This window comes from Propionivibrio sp. (assembly GCF_029255185.1).
In the GTDB taxonomy this organism is placed as follows: domain Bacteria; phylum Pseudomonadota; class Gammaproteobacteria; order Burkholderiales; family Rhodocyclaceae; genus Propionivibrio.
Genome location: NZ_JAPUVO010000119.1, coordinates 59446 through 75253, shown reverse-complemented (window position 1 = coordinate 75253; position 15808 = coordinate 59446). Strand labels below are relative to the sequence as shown.

13 protein-coding genes are annotated in these 15808 nt (G+C 57.1%); 2 read left to right on the top strand and 11 right to left on the bottom strand.

Features of this window, described 5'->3' with window-relative positions; translation table 11 throughout:
- Positions 1-198: 198 nt before the first annotated feature.
- The 10 genes from Q1J43_RS11230 to Q1J43_RS11185 form a co-directional block, all read right to left on the bottom strand.
- On the bottom strand, positions 199-1896 hold the full coding sequence (locus tag Q1J43_RS11230) for a LysM peptidoglycan-binding domain-containing protein (protein WP_301102587.1): 1698 nt from the start codon (positions 1894-1896) through the stop codon (positions 199-201).
- A gap of 121 nt (positions 1897-2017) precedes the next feature.
- A complete protein-coding gene (locus Q1J43_RS11225) occupies positions 2018-4804 on the bottom strand; it encodes an EAL domain-containing protein (protein ID WP_301102586.1) in 2787 nt (928 codons plus the stop codon).
- A gap of 57 nt (positions 4805-4861) precedes the next feature.
- Positions 4862-6265, bottom strand: coding sequence for a replicative DNA helicase (dnaB, locus tag Q1J43_RS11220; protein WP_301102585.1), 1404 nt, complete (start codon positions 6263-6265; stop codon positions 4862-4864).
- Positions 6266-6404: 139 nt separating this feature from the next.
- Positions 6405-6854 (bottom strand): 50S ribosomal protein L9, encoded by a 450-nt coding sequence (rplI, locus tag Q1J43_RS11215; protein WP_301102584.1) that lies wholly within the window; start codon positions 6852-6854, stop codon positions 6405-6407.
- A 14-nt stretch (positions 6855-6868) separates the two neighbouring features.
- Positions 6869-7144 carry a 30S ribosomal protein S18 gene (rpsR, locus tag Q1J43_RS11210; protein WP_301102583.1) on the bottom strand — a complete coding sequence of 92 codons (276 nt, stop codon included), beginning with the start codon at positions 7142-7144 and terminating at the stop codon, positions 6869-6871.
- A complete protein-coding gene (gene priB / locus Q1J43_RS11205; protein WP_366141887.1) occupies positions 7137-7430 on the bottom strand; it encodes a primosomal replication protein N in 294 nt (97 codons plus the stop codon). The genes rpsR and priB overlap by 8 nt, the downstream gene beginning before the upstream one ends.
- Before the next feature lie 29 nt (positions 7431-7459).
- The gene (rpsF, locus tag Q1J43_RS11200; RefSeq protein ID WP_301102582.1) at positions 7460-7852 is read right to left on the bottom strand and encodes a 30S ribosomal protein S6; all 393 of its coding nucleotides are present in this window, start codon (positions 7850-7852) and stop codon (positions 7460-7462) included.
- A 238-nt stretch (positions 7853-8090) separates the two neighbouring features.
- A complete protein-coding gene (locus Q1J43_RS11195; protein ID WP_301102581.1) occupies positions 8091-9995 on the bottom strand; it encodes a propionate--CoA ligase in 1905 nt (634 codons plus the stop codon).
- Between the two features lie 38 nt (positions 9996-10033).
- Complete coding sequence (locus tag Q1J43_RS11190) at positions 10034-11176, bottom strand: diguanylate cyclase (protein WP_301102580.1); 1143 nt, start codon at positions 11174-11176, stop codon at positions 10034-10036.
- Between the two features lie 54 nt (positions 11177-11230).
- Positions 11231-12226 carry an oxidoreductase gene (locus Q1J43_RS11185; RefSeq protein ID WP_301102579.1) on the bottom strand — a complete coding sequence of 332 codons (996 nt, stop codon included), beginning with the start codon at positions 12224-12226 and terminating at the stop codon, positions 11231-11233.
- Between the two features lie 234 nt (positions 12227-12460).
- Between Q1J43_RS11185 and Q1J43_RS11180 the strand changes: the two genes are divergently transcribed.
- A complete protein-coding gene (locus tag Q1J43_RS11180; RefSeq protein ID WP_301102578.1) occupies positions 12461-12967 on the top strand; it encodes a C40 family peptidase in 507 nt (168 codons plus the stop codon).
- Between the two features lie 152 nt (positions 12968-13119).
- The gene (locus tag Q1J43_RS11175) at positions 13120-14151 is read left to right on the top strand and encodes a Fe(3+) ABC transporter substrate-binding protein (protein WP_301102577.1); all 1032 of its coding nucleotides are present in this window, start codon (positions 13120-13122) and stop codon (positions 14149-14151) included.
- Between the two features lies 1 nt (position 14152).
- Here the strand turns inward: Q1J43_RS11175 and Q1J43_RS11170 are convergent, their stop codons facing one another.
- Positions 14153-15790 (bottom strand): iron ABC transporter permease, encoded by a 1638-nt coding sequence (locus tag Q1J43_RS11170; RefSeq protein WP_301102576.1) that lies wholly within the window; start codon positions 15788-15790, stop codon positions 14153-14155.
- Positions 15791-15808: the final 18 nt, after the last annotated feature.

The following is a 15808-nucleotide window of genomic DNA, read 5'->3' as shown; positions in this document are numbered from 1 at the left end:
TCGACACTCTTGCGCGCGATCGGCAACATCAGCCCACGGCAATAGTCTTTCAAGCCGGTACTCCGCTCAGCACGGCCCAACACCTCGCACAGATGCTCAAGATAGCGCTCAAACTCGGCCTCGTTTCCCATTACTTCCTCCCGCCAACATGGAATACCTCCTTATCGGCAGGATTTGAGATAACTTAACACAGTAAGACTAGGGATTCTGCGCCACTTGGATGGTCAAGGTCTTGCCTGGTATCAAGGCGTTGGGCGAGATGCGGTTCCAGCGCAGCAGATCGTCCTTGCCGACCTTAAAGCGTTTGGCAATTGAGGACAGGGTGTCACCGCGACGAATGGTGTAGTGGGTTATTCTCGGCGCTTTCTTTTGGCCAAGTGTCGGCCTGCCCGCTTCAGCCAGCGTCAGTCGGCGGCCCACGGCGATCTTGTCGCTGCGCAGATGGTTGATGCGCTTTAGCTCGGCGACGGTGGTGCTGTAGCGCCTGGCGATCAGCGGCAGTGTTTCACCCTTGCGCACCGTGTGTGAACGAGTGCTGCTTCGGGCTTCCGGGTCGGCGACGGGAAGACGCGGCTGTTCGGGCAGAGGGGCCATGGTCGCCGAATCTGCACCACCATGCGCAGCGACCAACAGGGTAAAGCCGGGGCTGACTTTGATGCGCCCCTTGATGCCGTTGGCCTCCTTCAGATTGGCGACCGTCATGCCGAAGCGCGGAGCGATTTTTTCCAGCTTGTCGCCCGGCCGCATGGTGTAAGCCTGCCACGAGGACAGCGGTTTGTTGCTGCCTTCATGAGCTTCGAGATTGTTCATGAAGGCGTCCATCTTGTCTGCCGGGATCACCATCGCTGAATCGGACTTAATGACCGGCCGGTTATGCGACGGGTTGAGCGCAACGAAATCCTGTACCGGCATGCCGGCGAGTTTGGCGGCGACCTTAACGTCGATGTTGGCGGTTTTGGTCACGGTGCCAAAATAGGCGCGGTTGGGAATTTTCAGCAGATTGAGTTCAGCGAGCAGCGCCGGACTGCTGAAGATGTTCTTCAAGGCTTGCAGCTTGGGGACGTAGTTTTTCGTTTCGCCGGGCATGGTCAGGCTCTGGTAATCCGTCGGCAAACCCAGAGCCCTGTTTTTGTTGATCGCCCGACCAACGGCGCCCTCGCCCCAGTTATAAGAGGCCAGCGCCAGATGCCAGTCACCGTGCAATTCGTAGATCGACTGCAGATAGTCGAGTGCGGCGACGGTCGACGCAACGATGTCGCGCCTGTCGTCCTTCCACCAGTTTTGGTCAAGGTTGTAGCGCTTGCCAGTGGACGGGATAAACTGCCACAGACCCGACGCCTTGGCGCGCGAATAGGCCATCGGGTTGTAGGCACTCTCGACCATCGGCAGCAAGGCAATCTCCATCGGCATGCCACGTTTATCGAGTTCTTCAACAACATAATGCAGGTAGCGGCTGCTACGCTCGACCATGCGGCGCAGGTAGTCCGGTCGGTTGAGAAACCACTGCTGGTGATAGAGGACAAGATCGTTGTTGATGTCGGGCATCGAAAAACCGTTGCGTATGCGCTGCAACAGATCGTCGGTTTCGTGGGTCAAATCAATGGTCAGCGGTAGCTGGTATATCGTAGGGATTTCAACTATCGGAAGGTTCACCGGCGACCTTAACTCGCTTTCTCGTGCTGGCCCGAGCTTGACATTAGCATTACCTAGCGCAGGCTGACCAGCGAGTTTTACGTTGTCTGCAGACGGTGTTGATTCATCTTTGAGAAAATGTGAGCGGGACAGCAACAGCGGAGGATCAGTTTCCTGCGTCACAGTCGCGCAGCCCGACAGCAGAAAAACGACACAGGCAAGGCACGCTAGCACAATAGGTGAAAACTTGATTCGTGACGTCATCCATGTTTCCTGTACTGGCGGGAGGCAGCCCCGAGTACATAAGGACCGCTTTATCGAATATTCAGAGTGCAACCGGGCGATTATAGCCGATGCCCTGGATCACAGAAGGGTTAAACGAGACTCAGGAAATCGTTTGTGGTATTGGCGGACATTTGTCCTGCACCCTTCGCGCATAGTCTTCAAAAGCGGTCAATGGCAACGGTTTGCTGAACAGATAACCTTGATAGGCGTGGCAGCCGCTTTCTACGAGAAACAAGCGTTGCTCTTCGGTTTCAACGCCCTCGGCGATTACCGTCAATCTAAGGCTATCGGCCAGCGCAACGATCATCTTTGCTATTGCGGCATCATCGGAATCGGTGAGCACATCCCTGACGAATGACTGATCAATCTTCAATTGATCAAGCGGCAGGCGCTTCAAGTATGACAACGACGAATAGCCCGTGCCAAAGTCATCCAGAGAAAAGCCCACGCCCATGGACTTAAGCAAGGCCATCTTGCTTATGAAGTCCTCAATATTTCTGACCAGCATGCTCTCGGTCAGTTCCAGCTTGAGTCTCTGCGGATTCGCACCGGTCTTGGCAAGCACCTCAAGCACCTGATTAACGAAGTTAGTCTGGTGTAATTGGTGGGCACTTACATTGACTGCGATTGTGAGATGGGCCATGTCCGACTGTCTCCCCCAAGTCGCCAATTGAATGCACGCGGTTTCAAGCACCCAGAGGCCCAAAGGCAGGATCAGCCCAGTCTCTTCGGCCAGAGAAATAAACTCGCCAGGAGACACTATGCCGCGCTGTGGATGACACCATCGAACCAAGGCTTCGGCGCCTACCAGGCACTGACCTTCATCTAGCACCTGCGGCTGATAATAGAGTTGAAATTGCCCCATTTCGACAGCATTACGAAGATCAGCCTCCAGAGCAACGCGGCTTGTTATGGTGGCCTGCATGTCAGGATCGAAGAATCGAATGGTGTTGCGTCCGGAGTCCTTCGCCTGATACATGGCAAGATCAGCCTGTTTGAGCAACTCATCGACATTCTCACCGCGCGTCCCAAAAAGCGTGACGCCGATGCTCGCCGTGCATTGATAATTCAAAGTGGTGTGCTTGCCAAATTCCGTTTGGAGTTCAATCTGGTACGGCAAGGCAAGCACCCCGAGAATCTTCTCGGCCATTCCCTTGACCTGCGCAACGAGCAGACTGTCTGCTGCGAGTTCTTCTAGCATCACCACAAATTCATCGCCACCAAGCCGCGCCACCGTGTCGCCCTGACGAACCGAGGATTGCAGGCGCTTCCCCGCCTCAACGAGCAAGCGGTCGCCCACATCATGGCCTTGTGTGTCATTCAAAGTCTTAAAATTGTCCAGATCGATGAACATAATCGCGCCCTGGTTCAGGCTGCGCTCCCTGCCGGCCAAAGCGTGACCCAAGCGGTCCAGAAGTAAGCGGCGGTTGGGTAACTGGGTCAGCGGGTCGTAAAAAGCGAGCTTGTGCAACTGATCTTCCACTGCCTTACGTTGCGTGATATCGATGTGCGTTCCGACATAATGGGTGACGGAACCACCATTCCCTCTGACTGCGGACATGGTGAGCCAGACAGGAAAAATCTCGCCATTCTTGCGCCGCTTCCACGCCTCACCTTGCCATGATCCAGCGCGCTGGACGGTCTCCCACATTTCGTCGTCCAAGGCGATGTCCTGACGCCCTGACCGGAACATAGCGCGCGTCTGGCCGACCACTTCTTCGGCCGGATAACCGGTGTCTTCGGTGAAAGCCCGATTGACTCGGAGGATCACACCGTCGGCATCGGTAACCATCATTCCCTCCTGAGAATCGAAGGCAATGGCAGCGATGCGAAGTTCAGCTTCAGCGCGACTGCGCTCGGTAATTTCTCGATTCAACTCCTGGTTGACAGCCTCCAATCCGACCGTGCGTTCTAGCACTCTTTGTTCCAATTTTTCATTGAGTTCGCGAATGCGTCGCCCCTCGGCCAACTCGCGATTCATAACTCTGCTCGCCAGTATCCAAGCACCGGAAAATACCAGCAGACAGACAATAAACAGAATCTCCAGTGCCTCAATCATATTTTGATTCGCGGCAGCAAGCAGATCATGCTTGGATACCCCAACCAGAACGTGCAGCCCCACTGCCGGAAAATCGGGCAATGTACTGACCGCCCATATCCGTGACACACCGCCGAACTCGATATCCTCTCGTCCCTCCTCTACTGGGTACCACTGGGCAAATCGAAACAACGGCAAATCCGCTATGGACTTGCCGCGCAGTTTTTCTCCGTCAGGATGCCACGTGAGAACGACGCCCTTGTCGTCCGCAAGTGCTATCACCACTTTATTCCTTGGCAGGGTTCGCGAACGCGATCGCATAATCTTTTCCAGGTCCAGCGATGCAAGCAGAACGAACTTCAATTCGTCTGTTTTGTGCCGGACAGCGTAGGCGATCTGCAGCACCGCGTTGCCCGTCAGCCGGCCAAAGGCCGGTTCGACGGAAAGCGGCTTCCCGGACTTGAGCGCGTCCTGGAAATAACGCCGGTCGGTAAGGTTGATTTTCCTGCCGCTGCGCAGCGAATCGCAAAACAAATCGCCGCTTGGCTTTATGGTAAGTATGCCGGTGTATTGAGGATATTCGTTAAGCACATCGGCCAGAAAATTGGAGCAGTCCGCCCGATTTTGTGTATCGAGTTCAGGTGCGCGAGACAATCCGAAATGAAGTTGGGCCGTAGACCGGATTAGACCATTGAGTTCCACCGCAATCTGCTGCGCTGAAGCTTCCAGGTCTTGGCGCGCGTCCGCAATCTCGGCGTCGCGGCGTTCGAGAAACTGCACCCCGGCCACCAGCGCAGGGATGAGCGTCGCGAACAGGATCAAGAACAAAAGCTGGGCGCGGATGTTCACTGTTAAATTACCCTAGGGAAATCGAAGTCTTGCCACACTAAGTCAGTTCCTGCTTGCTCAATACGACCCGGGGCTGGCGAAATTCTCGAAGCGGGTGAATTCGCCGACGAAGGTCAGGCGAACCATGCCGATCGGGCCGTTACGCTGCTTGCCGATGATGATTTCGGCGCTGCCCTTGTCGGGGGTGTCGGGGTTATACACTTCGTCGCGGTAGATGAACATGATCACGTCGGCATCCTGCTCGATGGCGCCCGACTCGCGCAGGTCGGACATCACCGGGCGCTTGTTCGGCCGCTGTTCAAGTGAGCGGTTGAGCTGCGAAAGCGCGATCACCGGCACATTGAGCTCCTTGGCCAGGCTCTTCAACGAGCGTGAGATTTCCGAAATCTCGGTCGCCCGGTTTTCGCCATGGCCGGTGGTCGACATCAGTTGCAGGTAGTCGATGACGATCAGTCCGAGCTTGCCGCACTGCCGGTGCAGGCGTCGCGCGCGGGCACGCAAGTCAATCGGGTTGAGCGCCGGTGTTTCGTCGATATAAAGCGGCGCTTCATGCATCTTGCCCAGGGCGAACGATAGCCGCGACCACTCATCGTCGTTGAGGCGACCCGTACGTACCCGGTGCGCGTCGAGCCGGCCGACCGATGAGAGCATGCGCATGGCCAGTTGGGTGCCGCCCATTTCCATCGAAAAGATGGCCACCGGCAAGCCGACTTCTACCGCGACGTGCTCGGCCATATTGAGCGCCAGCGAAGTCTTACCCATCGACGGGCGGCCAGCAATGATCAGCAAATCGCCCGGCTGCAGACCCGAGGTTTTGGCGTCAAGGTCGTGGTAGCCGGTAGGCACCCCGGTAATGTCCGAGGGGTTGTCGCGGTCGTGCAGTTCCTGGATGCGCTCGACAACCTGGGTGAGCAGCGGATTGATGTGTTGAAAACCGGTCTGGTGCCGAAAACCGCCCTCAGCAATGGCAAAGACTTTGGCCTCGGCCTCGTCAAGCAGTTGCTTTGGATCGCGGCCGAGTGGGTTAAGCGCGCTACCGGCAATCTCGTCGCCGGCGGTGACCAGTTGGCGCAAAACAGCGCGTTCGCGAACAATCTCGGCGTAGCGCCGGATATTCGCCGCCGACGGAGTATTGGCGGCCAGTTCCCCCAGGTAGGCGAGCCCTCCGGTTTCACTGCCCTCACCGGCCAGATCGAGACTTTCGGCGACGGTGACCACATCGACCGGCTTGCTCCGTTCGAGCAGCTTGCTGATCTGCCGGTAGATGCGCTTGTGTTCGTCGCGATAGAAATCGCCCTCGCCAACCAGATCGGCGATCTTGTCGAAGGCCGCGTTGTCGAGCAGCAAACCGCCAAGCACCGACTGTTCGGCCTCGATTGAGTGCGGCGGAATACGTAGTTGAGCAATCGCCGGGTCGATCTGCGATTTCTGAGAATTAGAAAAATTGAACGGCTTGACCATGAAAATTCCGGTGCAGGAAACGAGTCAGGCAGTGAGTTTACCCTGAGCCATGCTTATCCCGCCGCCCAAAAATGAAAAAAGCCTTGCACTGGTGCAAGGCTTTTTTATAGGCTCCGGAAAACCGCTTTACTTCAAGTGCTTACTGCTCACCAACCACGGCCACCTTGATCGTTGCCAGAACATCGGTGTGCAGCGCAACTGCCAGTGAGGACTCGCCGACGGTCTTGAGCGGACCCACCGGCATCCGGATGTCGGATTTCTCGATATCAAAACCGAGCGCCCTGAGGCCATCGGCGATGTCATGGTTGGTCACTGATCCAAACAGACGACCATCCACCCCCGCCTTGCGGGCGACGGTAACCAGCACGCCAGCCAGCTTCTCGGCAAGAGCCTGGGCAGCCACCAGTTTTTCGGCAGCAGCCTTCTCGAATTCGGCACGCCGGCCTTCGAATTCCTTCATCGCCACGGGGGTGGCGCGCTTGGCCTTGCCGTGCGGAATCAGGAAATTGCGGGCATAGCCCGCCTTGACCTTGACCAGATCGCCGAGGTTCCCGAGGTTGACGACCTTCTCCATCAGAATAATTTGCATCGTCTCGTCCTCGATTATTGGTGGTTGTCGGTGTAGGGCAGCAACGCCAGGAAGCGCGCACGCTTGATGGCCACCGAGAGCAGACGCTGATAGCCGGCCTTGGTGCCGGTCAGACGCGCCGGCATGATCTTGGCATTCTCAGCAATGTATTCCTTGAACAGGTCGACATCCTTGTAATCGATGCCTTCCATCTTCTCTAAACTGAAGCGGCAGAACTTGCGGCGCTTGAACAGGCCACTGCCACGTTTCTTGACGTTCTTGTCATCCTTCTTCTTGAAAAACCTACCCATTTTTATTTCCTTCTACAAATTCGATCGTGGTTACATGCAATCTTAGCTGTTTGCTGTTCTGACTCCTGGCGGCGAGGAAGCCGGTCAGATGAACCAGCACTCCCGGCGTTGCCGCTTGTAGCCACCTGGCCGCCTCACCCAGACCAATGGCCTGGATTTCACACTCGACACGCCGGGCACTACCCGCTTCAAGCTGCTCCGACTGGTGCCCAATCACACATTCCGTTACCGGCACCGCAGCCGGTGTGAAACGCAGCGCCTTGCGCTCGATCAGGACTCCGGTCAGTTCAACGCGGTTCAGCTGAGCCTCAATAGTCAGGCTGCCGGCTCGAACTCGGCGTCAACGTCAGCCGCAGCGTCCTCCCGGACTTCCATCATCGACTTGGACTTCTCTTCCTTCATCATCGGCGACGGATCGGTCATAGCCCGCTTCATCTTAATGGTCAGGTGCCGAAGAACAGCATCGTTGAATTTGAAGCCGTGCTCAAGTTCAGCCAGAGTCTCGCCGTTGCACTCAATGTTCATCAGCACGTAGTGGGCCTTGTGCAATTTTTGGATCGGGTAAGCAAGCTGACGACGCCCCCAATCTTCGAGGCGGTGAACCTGACCGCCGTGCGTGGCGATGAGCGCCTTGTAACGCTCGACCATGGCCGGGACCTGTTCACTCTGATCCGGATGGACAATAAAAACAATTTCATAATGGCGCATGAACACTCCTCATGGTTAAAGCCCCCCGCCATGCGAACGGTGGAGCAAGGTGGAAAAGCCGGGCATTATAGCGGACTAAGCACTTGAGAATCAATGGTTTTCAGTTAAAGGGCAAAAGCAAGAGCCTCACCACCAAGTCACCAAGACACCAAGATTCACCAAGAAGACAATAAGCCAACCAGGTTTTCCTTGGTGCCCCTTGGTGCCTTGGTGACTTGGTGGTTCGCCCTTTTTTTGACTAACTTGGCGCCTTGAAACCCAGCGCCTGCTGGAGCTGTTCGAGCGCCGCCGGGTCTTCGATAGTCGTCAGGTCGCCCGGATCGCGTCCTTCCGCCAGCGCCTGGATGGAACGACGAAGCAACTTGCCGGAACGGGTCTTCGGCAGCACCGTCAGGAAGTGCACGCGACTCGGACGAGCAATGGCGCCCAGACTGTCATCAACCTGCTTGAGCACGGCCTTCTCCAGCGCCAGGCGTTTTTCGGGCGTGGCTATGCTGGCCGCGTCCTTGACGACAGCGAATGCCATCGGCATCTGACCCTTCAACTGGTCGGCAACACCAACCACGGCTACCTCGGCAATCGCTGGATGCCCCTGTATCGCCTCCTCGATCTCACGTGTTCCGAGGCGGTGACCGGCAACATTGATCACGTCGTCGGTACGGCCAAGAATGTAGTGATACCCATCCTTGTCCTTGATGCCCCAGTCGAACGAGGAGTAGACCTGCGGCTCCCGGAACAACGAAAAATAGGTTGAAACAAAGCGCTCGTCGTCGCCCCAAACCGTCGACAGGCAACCCGGAGGCAGCGGCGGAACGATGCCGACGATGCCTTTCTCGTCTGCATCGCAGACCGTGCCGTCTTCGCGAAAAATCCGCAGGTCGTAGCCATAAACCGGGAAACTCGGCGTGCCAAAGCGGATCTCGGTTTTTTCGATGCCGGGCATGGCGGCCAGGATCGGCCAGCCGGTTTCAGTCTGCCAGTAGTTGTCGATCACCGGCAGCTTGAGTTCGCCCATGATCCACTCGTGTGTCGGTTGATCGAGGGGTTCGCCGGCAAGGAACAGGTGTTTCAGGCTCGACAAATCGTACTTGTGCATATACGCCGTATCGTGTTTCTTGAGGACACGCGCAGCGGTCGGTGCCGAGAACATCACGTTGACCTTGTATTTTTCGACGATCTGCCACCAGATGCCAGGGTCAGGGCGCAACGGCGTTCCCTCGTACATGATGGTGCACATGCCGGCAATCAGCGGACCATAAACAATATAGGAATGCCCGACCACCCAGCCGATATCCGATGTCGAGAACATTGTTTCACCAACGCCGCCGCAATAGATGTGCTTCATCGACGCGGCCAGCGCCACGGCATAGCCGCCGGTGTCGCGCTGCACACCTTTCGGCTTGCCAGTCGTTCCCGAGGTGTACAGGATGTACGAAGGCTCCGAAGACTCAAGCCAGGTCACCGGCACCTCGGTGTCCATGAACTGGGTGCGCAAGGTCGCATAGTCGACGTCGCGACCGGCGATTTTTTGAAATTCCTTGTCGAGTCCGCGATCAACCATCAATACCTTGGCTGGCTTGTGCTTGGCCAGGGTTATGGCATCGTCAAGCAGATGCTTGTAGGGAACAGCCTTGCCGCCGCGCATGCCGGCATCGGCAGAAACGATCAGCTTGGGTGTGGCGTCATCAATGCGCGTGGCCAACGAACCTGAAGCAAAACCACCGAACACCACCGAGTGAATTGCACCAATGCGGGCACAGGCGAGCATCGCAAAAGTGGCCTCGGGAATCATCGGCATGTAGATCAGCACGCGATCGCCCTGGCCAACACCCAGACTCTGCATGGCTGCCGCCATACGCATGACTTCCTGCTTCAATTCGGCAAAAGAATAGACGATTTCGGTATCGGTCTCGGTCGAGATGAAGACCATCGCCCTGTCATTCGGGCGTTTGGCGGCATGGCGATCGACCGCGTTATAACAAAGATTGGTTTCGCCACCGACAAACCACTTGGCAAATGGGGGGCGTGAAAAGTCGAGCGTTTTTGTAAAGGGCTTGTGCCAGTCAATCAACTTGGCTTCCTCTGCCCAGAACACATCGGGGTTGTCGATGGAAAGTTGGTGAAACGCTTTGATTGATGTCATAAATTTTCCTGGTCGCTGATACTGATTACCTTGGGGAATTAACCCTGCCCATCGTCTTCCTCATCCTGCGTTAGATCAAGCAAGCACTGCTCAATATCAGCCATGTGCAGGCCCAACTTCAATCTCCGCTCCAACAATTTCAAGAGCGGCAGTATCTGTTTACCCAGCTTGGCCAAATGCGGCACCACTTCATTCTCGTGCCCCGATTGGATCAAGGCAATGGCATGATCAATTCTCGGGACAACTGTCGCCCGCGAAGGCTGCACACGACAGGAAATAACCCGGTTGCCCCCCGATTGCTGCGCCGCCTTCAGCCGGGCCCCGGCCAGTTCAATCAGTGCACCACCCGAGGCCACAGTATCGATCGGGATATTGCTGACACCGACACTCACCGACAAATTCAAACGCTGCCCGTGGACGATGATGTTGGCGACATGAATGGCCTCGCGCAGGCGATTGCCAAACGATTCGCAGGCGGGATACGGCGTCCCCGGCGAGACAACAATCAACTGGCTGCCGGCAAAGTGCCCCAGGCTGTCTTCCTTGCGGATTTTGCTGGCCAGCATGGCGGTAAAACGCTGTTGCAACTGTTTCACCACGTCAACACCATGCTCTTCGCGCAAAACGCTGATGTTATCGAAACCCATCACGATGACGCTGATTTCACTCTCGTGGCGCAAGGCGTGCGACACCGCCTGATCCGCCTGCGCCTCAATATACTTGCGGGTAAATAAGCCTGTTTCCGCATTCTGCACGTTTTGTTCGAGGTTATCCTTGAGCAGATTTTGTGCATGGGCGAGTTTGAGCAGCGAATCGATGCGCCCAAGCAGTTCGGCGGCGCCCGTACTGCGGCTAATGAAGTCCGACGCGCCATGCGTCTTGGCACGTTCAAGCGCTTCATCATCGTCACCGGCAATCATCAGCATCGGCATCTGGTAAAGACGCGGCAGTCGGGAGGCGCGCACGCGAATCAGAAAATCATTGCCGTCGAGTACCGGCAGCGACAGCGAACAAATCACCAATTGAATGGAATGATCCAGAACCAGCACCTGCCAAGCCGCCTCGCCATCCGCCTCCTCGCGGCATTCAAAACGGTCACGAAGATGCTTGACGAGCATCGCGCGTGCAATACGCGATTCATCAACAATCAATATGCGAGACAACTGGGTCGGAGTTTCCATGCCTGGTTCAGTTCTCAATCACGGTTAAGCGTGCACTATGCATTCGGTTGCCATTCATCCCCCGGCCACTTCAACAACAACGCGCCCGTGAGCCTTGCCTACCAGATAGGCATCAAAAACGCCTGGCAGTTCGTCAAAACTGATTCTGCGCGTCATTTCCAGCAAGTGAGGCGGTCGCAGATCGCCACTCAAACGCTGCCAGATGGTGCTACGGTACGGTTCGCCAATGTATCCGGAATCAATGCCAAGCAGTGACGCGCCACGCAAAATAAAGGGCATGACTGTGGTGTTGAGCGACGAGCTCGCTGCCATGCCGATGCTGGCAATCGTCCCGCCCTGTTTCATGGTGCTGATCATCCAGGCCAGAACGTCACCGCCAAGATTATCCACTGCGCCAGCCCACAGCGCCTTGTCGAGCGGCCTTATGCGCGACAGGTCGAGCGCCGAACGGAACATGACCTGCGCCGCACCCAGGCGCTTGAGGTAGTCGAACTCGGCCTCCTTGCTGGTCAGCGCCGTCACCTGGTAGCCCAGTTTGGCCAACATATCCAGTGCCAGACCGCCGACCCCGCCGGTTGCTCCGTTGACAATCACCGGCCCTTTGGCCGGCGCCAGGCCATTCTCCTCCATGCGCACAATCGCCAGCGCCGCGGTAAAACCCGCGGTTCCCAGAGCCATGGCTTCGCGGAGCGAGAGGCCGGCCGGCAGCGGCACCACCCAGGCGGCCGGGATGCGCGCGAACTCGGCATACCCGCCATGATGTGAGACACCAATATCAAAACTGCTGGCGATCACCGGATCACCCGATTTGAAGCGCGCATCCGTGCTTTGCTCGACCACCCCTGACATATCAATTCCGCCAACGCAGGGGTAACGACGAATGATGCGGCCGGCACCGGTTGCCGCCAGCGCATCTTTATAGTTGACGCTGGAATAGGCAACCTTGATCGTCACTTCGCCGGCATCGAGCTGCGATTCGTCCAGGGTGACGTAATCGGCCTGAGCCTTGCCGTCCACTTCTTCGATCAGATACGCCTTGAACGGCCCCATGAGCACCTCTTGCTGTGATTGTAATTTTCTGACGGCTCGGCAATAACCGCCCGGATCAACGTCTGTTGGGCGATTATAAGCATAATACCCACAAAATCAGGAAGTCATTACTTATATACCGCACTCACCAACAAATCACAAAGCAATTATTAATCATGTAGTTACACAACTAAATTAGGAAAAACCCGGCTAAAAGGTTTACAAGCGACCGTTTTTCACTTAGATTCCGCCCCCATGCCATGTCACAAACCCATCATAACCCTGCTCACCGCAATCGCCCTGACCGGCTTTTGTGCGGCCCACGCCAGCGAGCCGCAGCCAAAACTCCTGGATGAACCTTCGCTCTTCGAACGCTATACGAGCAGCGCCCAGGATCTGATTCTCAAGGGGCTGGAGCTGGTCGGCATCAACTATCGCCGTGGTGGCACCGATCCTGACAACGGCCTGGACTGTAGCGGCTTTGTTCAGCTTGTCTTCAAAGACGCAGTCGGCATGTTGCTGCCACGTACCGCCAGGGAGCAGAGCGAAGTAGGCAGCGTCGTCGACAAGAACGAACTCAAAGCGGGCGATCTGGTCTTCTTCAACACCCTGCGCCGTGCCTTCTCCCATGTCGGCATCTATCTGGGCGACAACCGCTTCATGCACTCGCCACGCACCGGCTCCGAAGTCCGTGTTGAGGACATGAGCCAGGGCTACTGGGTCAAACGATACAACGGAGCGCGCCGTGTCGTAGAGCCCTAGCAGCCTGTCGGACCCCGAACCAGGGACGCAATTGCGTCCTTTTTTATTGCCCAACGCCTGAGAAATATTCTCATTTACAGAACGGCAATGAATCGCTAAACTCCTTTTTCGTTGAGAATAGTTCTCATCTAACAAAATCAGGAGTGAATGTCATGTTTTCAAATTTTGTTTGTTTCCGCCCTTTTCCAGCCATCTTCCTGAGTCTGGCATTGGCTGCCAGCGCCAGCGCGGAAGAAAAGGTGCTGAACCTCTACTCCGCTCGCCACTACCAGACCGACGAAGCGCTCTATACCGGTTTTACCAAACAGACCGGGATCAAGATCAATCGCATCGAAGGCAAGGAAGATGAATTGCTCGAACGGATCAAGAACGAAGGCGCCAACAGCCCGGCCGACATCCTGGTCACGGTTGATGCAGCACGGCTTGCGGACGCCCATGAGATGGGGCTCTTTGCGCCGGTCAAATCAAAAATTCTTGAAGCGCGAATTCCTGCCAACCTGCGTGCCGAAGACTGGTTTTCCTTCTCGACACGCGCCCGGGTTATCGTCTATGCCAAGGATTCGATCAAGGTTGGTGACGTTCAGAACTATGCTGATCTGGCCGACCCGAGGCTCAAAGGCATGGTATGTACACGGTCCGGATCGCACCCCTACAATCTATCCTTGATGGCGGCTATCATCGCGCATCAGGGTGAGGCCAGGGCGGAAGAATGGGCCAGAGGTGTCGTTGCCAACTTTGCGCGCGCACCCAAGGGCGGCGACACCGACCAGATCAAGGCGGTGGCGGCTGGCGAATGCGGCGTAACGATTTCCAATACCTATTACGTAGCGCGCCTGATGCGTTCGGACAAAGCCGAAGACAAGAAGGTCATGGATAAGGTCGGTATCGTCTGGCCGGATCAAAAAGGCTACGGCACGCACATCAACGTCTCGGGGGGTGGCATGCTCAAATACGCGCCGCACAAGGAAGCCGCGGTCAAATTCCTTGAGTATCTGGCCAGCGACGAAGCGCAACGTTACTTTGCCGACGGTAACAACGAATGGCCAGCCGTCGCCAGCGTCAAGGTCGCCAACCCCGCGCTGGACAAGCTTGGCAGATTCAAGACTGACGCGCTGCCGGTCGGCTCGCTGGCGATGTATCGCAGCAAAGCCCAGATCATCTTTGATCGTGTGGGCTATCGGTAAATCAGACTTGCCGCCGCTGCGCAATCTGCCTTGACAGAACGACAAGCGGCAGCAGCCCAACGGCAACAATCGCCAGCGAAGCGGTCGAGGCTTCGGCCAGACGCTCGTCGGAGGCCAGGGTATAGGCCTGAGTGGCCAGTGTGTCGAAGTTAAAGGGGCGCATCACCAGCGTTGCCGGCAGCTCTTTCATGACGTCCACGAACACCAGCAGCCCGGCGGTGAACAGACTGCCGCGCAGAATGGGCAGGTGTACGCGGCGCAAAGTCTGGCCCTGATTCGCGCCGAGACTGCGCGCCGCTTCGTCCATGTTCGGCGTCACCTTGAGCAGACTCGAGCTCACCGACTGCAACGCAACGGCCAGAAAACGCACCAGGTAAGCATAGATCAGCGCCGCAATGCCGCCCGTAAGAAGCAGCCCGGGATTGCTGCCGAAGCATGCTTCCCATTGCCCGGCCAGCCAGTTATCCAGCCATGCCACCGGAATCAGTACACCGACAGCAATTACCGAACCGGGAACGGCATAGCCAAGGCCAACCAGGCGATTGAGCGAGCGGGCAAGCGGGCCTTTCGACAGGCGCGCGGCGTAAGCGAGCAACAAGGCCAAAGCCACTGCCAGCCCGGCCGTCAGCCCGGCCAGAACGAAGCTATTCCTGGCCAGGACAAGAAAATGATCGCCGAACTGCGCATCCCCCCCAGTCAACGCCAGCCGCAGCAGCAGGCCCGCCGGCAACAGGAATCCGATCGACAGTGGAATGGCGCATAGAGCGAAGGCACTTGCGGCGTAACCGCCCTTCAGCCGACGGCCGGCTTGCGGACGATTGCGCCCGGTGGTGTTGTTGAACCGGGCCCGGCCACGAGAAAACTGCTCGATCAGCAGCAAGGCGACAACAAAGCCGAGCAGCGAGGCTGCCAGTTGCGCTGCCGCAACCCTGTCGCCAAGGGAAAACCAGGCGCGATAAATACCGGTGGTAAAAGTCTGCACACCGAAGTAGGACACCGTGCCGTAATCAGCCAGGGTCTCCATCAAGGCCAGCGTTGCGCCGGCCACCACTGCCGGCCGCGCCAGCGGTAGCGATACACGGAAAAAACTGCGCCACGGCCCGAGCCCGAGTGTGCGCGCGGCTTCCTGCATGCCGCTGGCGCGTTCGATGAAGGCCGTTCGGACAAGCAGATAGACGTAGGGATAAAACACGAAAACAAACATCGTCACCGCGCCGCCCAGACTGCGCACATCGGGAAACCAGTAGTCAGCCCGGCTCCAGCCAAAAGTCTCACGCAAGCCGCTTTGCAGCGGGCCCACGAATTGCAAAAAATCGGTGTAGACGTAAGCCAGCACATAGGCCGGCACGGCCAGCGGCAAGACCAGCGCCCATTCGAAAATCCGCCGCCCGGGAAAATCGTGCATCGTGGTCAGCCAGGCCGTCGCCACACCCAGGACGATCACTCCCAAGCCGACACCCAGACACAGCCAGAGTGTGGCGCCAAGGTATTCCGGCAGGACGGTGGACGCCAGATGCTGCCAGGTACCGCCGGTGCCACCACTAAAAATGTTCGTCAGCACGCTCGCCACCGGCAGACCGATCAGCGCGGCAAGGGCGGCGGAAACAATAAGGAGCGTGTTGAACGAAGAGGGTTTCATGGGGCGCAGTAGAAAGCG